Annotated in this window: 6 protein-coding genes; 1 reads left to right on the plus strand and 5 read right to left on the minus strand. The window is 58.0% G+C overall.

Annotated features, from left to right (window positions below; genetic code table 11):
* Window positions 1-447: 447 nt before the first annotated feature.
* The 4 genes from htpG to LOC54_RS10350 form a co-directional block, all read right to left on the minus strand.
* A complete protein-coding gene (htpG, locus tag LOC54_RS10335) occupies window positions 448-2319 on the minus strand; it encodes a molecular chaperone HtpG (RefSeq protein ID WP_279313737.1) in 1872 nt (623 codons plus the stop codon).
* Window positions 2320-2463: 144 nt separating this feature from the next.
* A complete protein-coding gene (locus tag LOC54_RS10340; RefSeq protein ID WP_279313738.1) occupies window positions 2464-4683 on the minus strand; it encodes an FUSC family protein in 2220 nt (739 codons plus the stop codon).
* An 89-nt stretch (window positions 4684-4772) separates the two neighbouring features.
* A complete protein-coding gene (locus tag LOC54_RS10345) occupies window positions 4773-5906 on the minus strand; it encodes a nucleoside hydrolase (protein WP_347709400.1) in 1134 nt (377 codons plus the stop codon).
* A 12-nt stretch (window positions 5907-5918) separates the two neighbouring features.
* Window positions 5919-6149 carry a hypothetical protein gene (locus LOC54_RS10350; RefSeq protein ID WP_279313739.1) on the minus strand — a complete coding sequence of 77 codons (231 nt, stop codon included), beginning with the start codon at window positions 6147-6149 and terminating at the stop codon, window positions 5919-5921.
* Window positions 6150-6321: 172 nt separating this feature from the next.
* On the opposite strand from LOC54_RS10350, the gene LOC54_RS10355 reads away from it, so the two are divergent.
* Window positions 6322-8154 (plus strand): ABC transporter ATP-binding protein, encoded by a 1833-nt coding sequence (locus LOC54_RS10355; protein ID WP_408740342.1) that lies wholly within the window; start codon window positions 6322-6324, stop codon window positions 8152-8154.
* 6 nt (window positions 8155-8160) lie between these two features.
* Here the strand turns inward: LOC54_RS10355 and LOC54_RS10360 are convergent.
* On the minus strand, window positions 8161-8670 hold a 510-nt coding region (locus LOC54_RS10360), incomplete at its 5' end, for a peptidoglycan-binding domain-containing protein (protein WP_279313741.1).

Genomic DNA, 8670 nt, shown 5'->3' on the forward strand with positions numbered 1-8670 from the left:
AAAGCGTTAAAATAGCCTTACCAATGACATTGTTCTGACTGATTTCCCGTGCAGGTCTGCCGGGTGGGCCCAGAAGGTTTTTGACATCTTAACAAATGTAATCGATAATCTCTTTTTTTATACGTGGAGGAAGATGAATGGTCTGTTCCTCCAGAGACCCGGACGGCTTTAAGATGGACCCTCTGTCGAAGGTCATTGGCAGAAACATTCATGACCTGAGAATTTCTCTGGGTCTGAGTGAAAGGGGCCTGAGCAAACGGACCGGTCTCGACACGGAACTGATCTGTGCCTTCGAAAAAGGGACAAGCCGCCCAACTCCCCATCAGCTGATTGTCCTTGCCGACAGCCTTTCAACCATCCCCGGCAGACTGCTTACTACAAGCCTGAACTGAAAAAAAGCCGGGAAGATGTCTCTCCCCGACCCGGCAGCAGGAAAAAGGCGCCACATCAGCCCTTTGTTGTAAGAAGATCCGTCAGTTTCTGTGAGAAGCCGGCCGGATCCTTCAGAGGCTCACCATCCTGGATACGAGCGATATCGAGAATAAGACCGCACAGAGCCTTTACGGACTCACCCGATGCCGCACGGGAGACCATTTCCTTCACGAGCGGATGGCGCGGGTTCAGCTCCAGCAGAGGTGCAACATCCGGAACATCCTGCCCGCTCCGCCGCAGAAGCTTCTGAAGCTGCAAGTCCGGACCGGCAGCAGAAGCCGCCAGAGCCGCAGGACTGCTGACCAGACGCTCTGTCGCGCGGATATCACTCACTTCATCTCCGAGAACTTCCTTCAGAGCAGGAAGAAGCCCGCTCAGATCGGCAGCATCACCCAGAGATGTCTCATCCGTAACCGCGAACTTCTCGAGATCTTCCTGTCCCTGCGTGATGCTGCGCAGCTTCTTCTCCTCAAAGCTGGTCAGACGATCAGGCCAGAAGGAATCCACAGGGTCCGAGAGAAGCAAAACTTCCAGACCACGGGCACGGAAACCCTCAAGCTGGGAGGATTTCGCAAGGATATCCGCATTATCACCGGTCAGATAGTAAATCGCCTCCTGCTCCGGCTTCATGCGTGAGATATACTCGGCAAGTGTCGTCCAGCCTTCAGCCGCGCTGGAGCGGAACCGTGCGATACCTGCAAGATCCGTGCGATATTCAGCATCTTCCCAGACGCCTTCCTTCACCACGGAACCGAAATTCTCCCAGAACTTCTCAAAACCTTCCGCATCGTCGGCAGAGCGCTTTTTCAGTTCATTGAGAACACGCGTCGTCACGGCCTTGCGGATGCGGGCAAGCACCGGGGTCGCCTGCAGCATCTCACGGGAGACATTGAGCGGCAGATCTTCCGTATCGACAACACCCGTCACGAAACGCAGCCAGGACGGCAGCAGCATCGCATCATCAGAGATGAACATACGGCGTACATGCAGGCGGACCTTGCTGTCGCGTGACTGCTCTCCGGCCCAGTCGAACGGGCGGCTGCCCGGAACGAACAGCAATGCGCTGAACTCTATCGTCCCCTCCGCTTTCCACTGCAGCGTCGCCCAGGGGTCATCGAAATTATGACTGACGTGACGATAGAACTCCTTCAGTTCATCTTCCGTCACCTCATTCTTCGGACGCAGCCAGATCGCCTTGCCGGTATTGGCCGCACTTTCCTCACCATCCGGCTTCAGGATCGTGACGGGCCAGGAAATATGGTCCGCCCACTTCCGGATGACCGACTCAAGACGCCAGGAATCAAGGAATTCATCCGCATCGTCCTTGACGTGCAGGACGATATCCGTACCGGGCTTATCGCGGCTGGCAGGCTCAAGCCTGTAAGCCCCCTTCCCGTCCGAGGTCCACTTCCACGCCTCATCCGTTCCAGCGCGACGTGAGACGACCTCAACACGATCGGCCACCATGAATGCCGCATAAAATCCGACGCCGAACTGTCCGATCAGACTTGGTTTATCCTCAGGCTTCGCATCCGCCAGCTTTTCACCAAATGCCCGCGTGCCTGAACGTGCGATCGTGCCCAGATTGTTCACAAGCTCGTCACGGCTCATGCCTGTGCCATCATCCGTGATGGTCAGAAGGCGCGCGTCCTTATCAGGATTGATGCGGATCTTCGCATCTTCCGGCAGGACAAGCGCCCCGTCAGTCAGGGCCTCGAAGCGGCGGCGATCCGTGGCATCGGCCGCATTCGCGACCAGCTCACGAAGAAAAATCTCGCGCTCGGAGTAAAGGGAGTGGACCACAAGATCCAGAAGACGACCAACTTCCGCGCTGAATTCACGCGTTTCCGCACCCTGGCTGTGGCCTGCGGTTTCCTGTCCGCTCATAGACTGTCTTTCCTCATATTCATGACGGATCGATAACCACGGGCGCTTTATAAGCCACCCGTGCCGACAGCACATATGGACGTCCGCAAACGGCTTTTCAACCACTCCCGAAATCAGATCGTCTTTGCTTTCAGGAAAATGAAATTACGGAAACTGGGGATTCAGATACGGGCTGGACGCATCAAAAAACAGCCGGTTTTCCGAAATCTCGGCACAGATCACACGCAGGCTGGCCAGGGCACGCAGCATCGCAATCCGCTGTGAAAGATTACGTTCGGTCTGCTCACGCTTCACGAGATAATCCACGGCAAGCCGGGAGGCCCGCTCCGTACGTCCGTAATGCCCGCCGTACCGTCCGGAAAAATGGGCCATGCGATCCATCATGGCCTGCACTTCACGTGTGGCATCCTGCGGCATTCCTCCCTCCCTCAGAATGCTGCGAAGATGCAGGAGATTGAGTTCAATCGTCATGCCGGACAGAATGCCGCGGAGATAGGCATTGATCACGGGGTCGCGCCGACCTCCCACCGTGTTCAGAAGCCGGACCATACGCTCGATATTATGCCCGATCACGTCAGACCGTATCGGGGCATGTCGCGAGGTTACCGATCCCCTGAGGGATGACAGGATCGAGGTTCTCATGCCCCACCTGACCCCGTCCGGATCAAGCGGCAGGAACACCTGATACATCAGGGTACAGAACGCCATGGCCAGAATGAGCGGCATGGCCGTGTTAAAGAACATCAGTTCCTGCATACGACCCTGATTGAGCGGGCCGAGAAGGATCGGCAGGAACAGATTATAGGCCACGGCCCCGAGAATCATCTTCGGATTGGCAAAGGCAAGCCCTCCTACCATCATCGGGATCATCAGTGCAAACGCAAGAAACTCATATGATGCGATCGGTGGCACGACGAGAAAATCCACCACCATACACACGACAGATACGCAGACCGCGCCGTGGAAAAACGCCCTTGATGCAAGAGCCGGTGTTTCAAGGGTGGAGAACAGAGCGCAGATGATGCCCGTAAACATCAGGAAGCTCAGCCCGTCAGGCCAGGCCGTACAGATCCAGATCACTCCGGCCACGAAGATTGAAACCGCGGCTCTCAGGCTGTTTGCCGTCGCGATATGCCAGTCGCGCCACGTCTTCATCGTATAGCGGAAATTGTCTGCCGCCGGAGAATTGCGACTGAAATCAAACTGCTCCAGCGCCTGGCCGACTTCCTGCAGCATATCTCCCAGGACATGCACGGCCTGCCCTTCACGCGCCACGCTCATTTCCTTCTGAACATCGACCGGTGCGGAAACCACGATCTCCATCTCTTTTGCCAGGCATTCTGAAGAGACGAAATGACAGTCCGCATTCAGCGCCCGGAGTTCAGCCATGACAGCAGAAATATCGCCGTCCGGTGTCAGCCGTGCAGGTAATCCCCTGAGAAAATCACTCACCCGATGACACAGCTTCTGAAACGAGGGACCGGACGCCAGCGGATCGGTCATCAGTGTCTCAAGATCCAGTCCGCGTGAGAACAGGGCGGCAACGCAGGCCAGGGCCGCACGCGCATGATCTCCCTCATGACCGTGCTTCCCCATCTCGATCTCGGCAAATTCCACCTGATCGCTCAGCGCTGCAAGCGCTGCGAATGTGTCTGCCGAGGAGGAAATCGCATCCCTCCGCCCCGAAAGCACCAGGACCAGCGCGGAACAGGTCTGTTCCAGCGCACTGATGAAATTTTCGGCAAGCCTGGTTCGCGCCCGCCCGTCCAGACCGAACTGAAACAGCGATGAGATCACCGTTTCTATAATAATACCAAGCGTGATGTAGGTCGCACGCGACATCACGGTCATGAACACGTCACCGGGCTGGGCAACCAGATCGAGCGTGATGATGGCGTAGGTGAAGCCTGTCGCGCGCATTCCGTGCATGCGATAGTTGGTCATGGCCGCAGGGCCGGGCAGAAAGGTCGCGATAAAGCAGAACAGCCCGATCCCGCCGCTGATCCCCAGAAGGAGGAGAACCGGCTGCTGCGGAAATGCCGCAAAGACGGCAACGGCGGCGATGGAGCCGACAATCATTCCGAACATGTGCCATCGCGCCTTTGCGATGGAGCGGCCGCGCGATCCCTGTGCGATCATCCAGACCGTCAGACAGGCCCACTGGGGGCTGCCGAGCTCCCACCACAGGGCAAACCACAGCGCGATCAGTGAGGAAATGGTAGTCCGTAGGGCATAGCCGAAACTGAACAGGTCCGGCGCCAGCAGCCAGGACAGAGGACCCGGCGTCAGGGGCGCGGCCAGTCTGGCCTGCAGGCGCGCAAAAACGCCTGCGGGTGCCGCCACTGAAGCCTTACCGTTACTCATCCGCCCGCCTCTGATCGCTCAAGACAGGTCAGATGTACACACTTCGGGGCCAGGAATACTCTTCACAATTCGTATAACAGCTTTTCCTGTCATGGCTGTGGCGCATGACGAGCGGGAACCGGCCGGGCAAGAAGCCTACCGATCATGGCCTCAAGCTTTGCCACATCAATACTGCGGATGACCGCCTCCTCCCGTTCATCAAGATCCGGCTGATAGCCCGGACGCCAGGACAGCGTATCGCCATATCCTGCGCTGAACTGCGTATTGACGTCGATATAGAGCTGCTCTTTCTTGGTCACGACAGAAGGGTCAAGCCAGACAGCCGCCGCAATCTCGTCCCACAGCGGAAATCCGGGCTCATGCTTTTTCAGCATGGGCGCAAAAGCCGGAGCGGCGGCGGACCAGCGGTCGATCAGGGACCGGGTCAGTTCGGTTGCCGTGGACGGATCGGCCGGGATCATCGTGATCTTCTTCCAGGGCGACCGGAATACGATCGAGGCAGCTTCAGGATCGAAGCGGATATTGAACTCACGACGCGGTGAGTTGCTGAACTCCCGCGCGAACTGGGCTGCTCCGGGGCTGTCACGCATCTGCTGCGGGTTCAGACTGCCGCCCATATAGACCAGCTCCTTCGCCAGGGAGGCAAATTCAGGGTCAAGCCGCTGGGCCAGGGCGAGATCGGTCATCGGACCGGTGGCCATGATGGTAATTTTACCCGGGTATTTATGCACCATCCGGATCATAAATACCGCGGCAGGTTCGTCGGAGGGTTCGAGGTGCGGGTTGCCCCAAGGCAGATCCGGAACAACATCGGGGGCATGATACGGAGGTGCCGACTGGTCAGTGGGTTCGACCCACTTCTTCATCCATGCTCCTTTCCAGACCAGCTTCCCGTAGAGAGATTCCCACCGGTCCGTCAGCTTCTCTGAATTGAGCAGCGGCCAGACCGCGCCGCGCAGAACGGGAACGTCCGGGCGTCCGGCCATCTCGACCGCCCGGAGAGCCTGGGAGACGGCCTCATCCCGCCAGACATCCCCGCTCAGTGCTGCGATACCGAGCACTTCCACATCCGGAGACTGAAGCAGCATCCACTGCATGATGCCCGAGCCGTCATCGTCGATGATGACCTTGCGCGGTTCAGCGGCAGAGGCTCCGGCTGCCGTAATGAAACCGGCCATAACAGCGAGGGCTGCCGCCCGGAATGTCTGCTTCAGTCTCTTCATGTGCCTTGTTCCTCAGGACGGCGTGGCGCCGGAGGGAGCATCTGCGGGCGGAACGTCACACTTCGTGTAGCGGCCTTTGGCATCGCGGCATTTTTTGGGTTTCTGCGGCGGACACTTCACGAAGCGGCCTTTATCGTCACGACATTTCGAGGCGGCCTCTGCAGGCTGCGGCATCATCAGAGCCGGGAGCGCGGCACTGCCGAGCAGGAGTGCGCTGAAGCCGGCGAGGAGGGCTGATTTCATTGCCTTCGTCTTTCTGCTGCTCCGGGCACTGCGGCCCGGAGTTATCTGTTACACATACGCACAGAGTGACGCGCTATTGCGGTATCGTGCAAGAGGGCTGATGGGGCAAAATTCTCCTTTATGTGCCTGAAAAATACCCTATAGGCGCGGTATCCCGGTCCTCAGCATCATTATGTCTGTCTGGAATTCTGCCTTGCGCCCTGTCAAAGACTGCATCATCCCGGATACCGAACTGCCGCGCTATACCGGCAGGCCTGTCGGATTTCTCCTGCGATATGTCCGTAACAGACTGCTTTCACACATTATTATTCTGGGATTTGTCGCTCTTGCGGTGATCTGCTCTGTGTTTGCGTCCTATGCCATCCGCAATCTGGTGGATACGCTGAACGGGATGACGGGGGGCGTCACACCCGCGATGATGGTGTCGGTCTGGAAGGCTGTCGGTGTGCTTGGTGTGATTATCGCCGTGGATAATCTTTCCTGGCGTGTGGCGGGCTGGTTTGCGGCCGGAACCTTTGTGGAGGTGACGGGGGATATCCGTCGTGATCTGTTCCGGTATCTGAGCGGTCATTCTCCGGCCTATTTCGCGGACCGGATGCCTGCGGCTCTCGCGGCACGTATTTCCACGGCCAGCGTGGCGGCTTTCACGCTTGAGGGGCTGGTGGCGTGGAGTGTGCTGCCGCCCTGCCTGATCGTGTCTCTTTCCCTCAGCCTGATGCTGAGTGTCAGTCCGCTGATGGGGGCCGTGATCATCTGTCTGTCGGGCGGGATGTCTGCCGTGATGTTCTGGATGGCTTCTTCGGGCCGTCAGCTTCATGCGGATTATGCGTCCACGGCTGCTGCTCTGGATGGAGAGATGCAGGATGTGACGGGCAATATCGCGCTGGTCCGGACGTTCGGGATGCTCGGTTATGAGCGTGTGCGGCTTGGCGGCGTGATTGCGAACGAGATGAGCATCCGCAAGCGGTCTCTGTTCTATCTTGAGAAGCTGCGTCTGGTTCATGCGATCATGACCGTGATCCTGACTGTGGGGCTGCTGATCTGGGTGGTGCATCTGTGGCAGCTTGGCCAGGCAACGGTCGGTGATGTTGTGATGGTTATGGGGCTCGGGTTCCAGATCGTTCATAGCATGCGTGATCTGGCGGTGGCGCTTGTGGAGACGATTCAGCACAAGGCACGTCTGTCCGAGACGCTGAGTGCGCTGCTGATTCCGCACGACATGCGGGATCGGGAGGATGCGCGTGCCTTCGCTGCAGCGGCAGGCGGGGATATTGTTTTTCAGGATGTGACGTTTGCCTATCCCGGCGGGCCGCCGGTTCTGGATCATTTCAGTCTGCATATCGCGCCTGGAACGCGGGTGGGTCTGGTCGGGCGTTCGGGATCGGGCAAGAGCACGGTGCTCTCCCTGCTGCAGCGCCAGCGTTATGTGGATGACGGTGTGCTGCGGATTGACGGGATTGATATCCGCGATCTGACGGAGGATGCGCTGCGGGGGTGTATGTCCGTGGTGCCGCAGGATGTCTCGCTTCTGCGGCGGTCGGTTTCGGACAATATCCGCTATGGCAAGACCGGTGCGACGGATGAGGAGGTGCGTGCTGCGGCTGAGGCGGCCGGCTGTCTGGAGTTCATTCTGGCTCTGCCGGAGGGATTTGGGACTGAGGTTGGTGACCGGGGTGTGAAGCTGTCGGGCGGGCAGCGCCAGCGTCTGGCGATTGCCCGTGCGTTCTTACGTAATGCGCCGGTTCTTGTGCTGGATGAGGCCACCAGTGCGCTGGACAGCGAAAGCGAGCAGATTGTGCAGGCGGCTCTGGATCGTCTGATGGTGGGGCGCACGGTGATTGCCGTGGCGCATCGTCTGTCCACGCTGAAGGATTTCGACCGGATTGTCGTGATGCAGAAAGGGCGGATTGCGGAGGATGGTTCTCCCGCCGCGCTGGAACGGCAGGACGGACCTTACCGCGAACTTCTGTCGCGGCAGGCTCTTTCTCTGGATCCTGTGGGGTGAGACGTATTATGCGTGGTGATGCTGGTGATGGAATATATCCAGAGCACGCATAGTCTTTCTGCCCACGATGCCATCAGACACTATATTGGCTTTGGTCTGCGCCAGACGTACAGCTGCTTCCGTGGCAGTGCCGAAAATTCCATCTATCCTAACCCGGGTTATTCCGACCAGCACACGGTTAAGAGCTCTCTGCACAGCAAGCACATCCTCGCCCTTATCCCCATTTTTTATCAGATGAGTTCTGACTATACGATGAGTTGATGGTGCACGATGACGGTATGGAGGCGTATCATGTCGGGAGATATGGACAGCAGCTGCAGCGTGAGCAGGAGGCGGGGCCGCTACAGCAGGGAGAACCGGGGATGGTAATACGGTCTGGTCACCTGCAGCTGCGTAAAATAAATTTTTTGTTTGAAGGTTGCGGTCTTCAGAAGGACCATTCCTGTGACATTCACCACCAGCTTTTTTCCAGTCGTGCAATTTACATGAAGCGATAAGGTGATGATATTTTTTAAA

Origin of the sequence: Acetobacter sp. AN02, from assembly GCF_029759835.1 — a bacterium.
Classification (GTDB): Bacteria; Pseudomonadota; Alphaproteobacteria; order Acetobacterales; family Acetobacteraceae; genus Acetobacter.

Bases quoted from the DNA above. Each gene is read 5' to 3' on its own strand.
- LOC54_RS10355 (WP_408740342.1), top strand. From the start codon at position 6,322: ATGTCTGTCTGGAATTCTGCCTTGCGCCCTGTCAAAGACTGCATCATC.
- LOC54_RS10345 (WP_347709400.1), bottom strand. From the start codon at position 5,906: ATGAAGAGACTGAAGCAGACATTCCGGGCGGCAGCCCTCGCTGTTATG.
- LOC54_RS10350 (WP_279313739.1), bottom strand. From the start codon at position 6,149: ATGAAATCAGCCCTCCTCGCCGGCTTCAGCGCACTCCTGCTCGGCAGT.
- htpG (WP_279313737.1), bottom strand. From the start codon at position 2,319: ATGAGCGGACAGGAAACCGCAGGCCACAGCCAGGGTGCGGAAACGCGT.
- LOC54_RS10340 (WP_279313738.1), bottom strand. From the start codon at position 4,683: ATGAGTAACGGTAAGGCTTCAGTGGCGGCACCCGCAGGCGTTTTTGCG.